The organism is Neotamlana nanhaiensis, from assembly GCF_000943555.1.
Classification (GTDB): Bacteria; Bacteroidota; Bacteroidia; order Flavobacteriales; family Flavobacteriaceae; genus Neotamlana; species Neotamlana nanhaiensis.
In genome coordinates this window covers 1-1,317 of record NZ_JTDV01000028.1, presented here as the reverse complement: position 1 = coordinate 1,317, position 1,317 = coordinate 1, and the positions used below count along the sequence as shown (strand labels likewise).

The 1,317-nt window shown below is 29.6% G+C and carries 2 protein-coding genes; one reads left to right on the top strand and one right to left on the bottom strand.

Going from position 1 to position 1,317, the window contains the following annotated elements:
• Positions 1–332: hypothetical protein (locus PK35_RS17650; RefSeq protein ID WP_044627771.1), on the top strand; the 332-nt coding region annotated here is incomplete at its 5' end.
• 51 nt (positions 333–383) lie between these two features.
• Here PK35_RS17650 and PK35_RS16935 read toward each other — a convergent pair.
• Complete coding sequence (locus PK35_RS16935) at positions 384–1,025, bottom strand: GyrI-like domain-containing protein (protein ID WP_202903847.1); 642 nt, start codon at positions 1,023–1,025, stop codon at positions 384–386.
• Positions 1,026–1,317 lie beyond the last annotated feature (292 nt).

Sequence of the window (1,317 nt, the reverse complement as noted above, 5' to 3'; positions counted from 1 at the left end):
TTGAATTAGAAAAAGATTTAGAAATAGACACCATTCCGTTTACCGTTAATGCTAACCAAGTAGTATTTGATAAGGCTAAAGAAACCATAACATATAAGCCTTACGCACGCGTTGAAAACGGTGTTGTATTTGTATCTAAACTTGCTTTAAACGAAGCGCCACTAAAAGTTGAAATTTACTTTGGCACTAACGGCGATGCAGATTTAGTATATGCTGAAAATATTGAAAACACTAAAAACATCCAAAAAGCTTATAAACTTTCTGGATTAGGTAAAGGCGACTACAAGTTTGTTTTTAAAACTGAAGGTAAAACCTTTACTCAAAATATTTAATCCCTTTTATTTTCTTGATTTTAATTAAAATCGGGCTAGTTTAAAATTAAACTAGCCCGATTTTTTTGGTTCCAATTTAAAACGAAGTACCGTTTTTAATTTATTTTCTGCTACTTTTCTAAAATCAGAAATATAAATTTCCCGATGTGTTTTACACAATCTATTATAACCATTAGTATTTGCAAAAGTCTCCATAGCATTAAATGTTTCAGCTTCATTATTAAAACTACCCACATGTAACATTTGCACGCAAAGTCCTTCAACTATTTTCTCGAATGTAATCTTATTTAAAAGATTTTGTGGCTTACTTTTACCTACTAATGCTATAATTTCGTTAAAATAAGTGGCGTTTACAAAATCGGGTTGCCTTATCATTAACTTAAATACAAAATCATTTTTATTAATTTCACCATTATAATGCTTTTTAGCGGTGTCGTTAATATCCCAAACCCCTTCAAGAGGATAAACCGTCCAATCTATATATCCTTGGGGTTTAACTGCTGCTTTTTTTAAATTCATTTTTATTGAATATGCAACACTGTATATAGCTTTTATGTAATCTGCAAAAAATGGTTTGTTAGGATTACCTTCACCTTGTATACATATAAATTGATATGCCGAAACATTTACTATTTCGGGTTTAGCTTTTGGCAAGTAAATAGCCTTTTCGTTTTTTCGCCATTCTAACTTCATAATTATCTAATTTAAAATGATTGCCCAAAAATAATATGGAGAAGTGACAGCCCTTTGTCAGTACACCCAAAAACAACCTTAAAAATAACCACAATAAGTTTGTCTATTTTATTAAAAATTAAGGCTCAAAAATTTGCATTTCATCGTGTTTTATACTCATTTAATCTGCAACTATACTAAATTAACAGGCAGCTATTTTTCTTGTTAATTTAGCATATATTTTAATTAATATCAATGTTTTAAAGGTTGTAAGCCTGCTATACATTTGTAGTGTTGAACGTTAATAACACCA

What these genes read in the sequence shown, in the direction of transcription:
- PK35_RS16935 (WP_202903847.1), bottom strand. Translation starts at nt 1,025, where the DNA reads ATGAAGTTAGAATGGCGAAAAAACGAAAAGGCTATTTACTTGCCAAAA.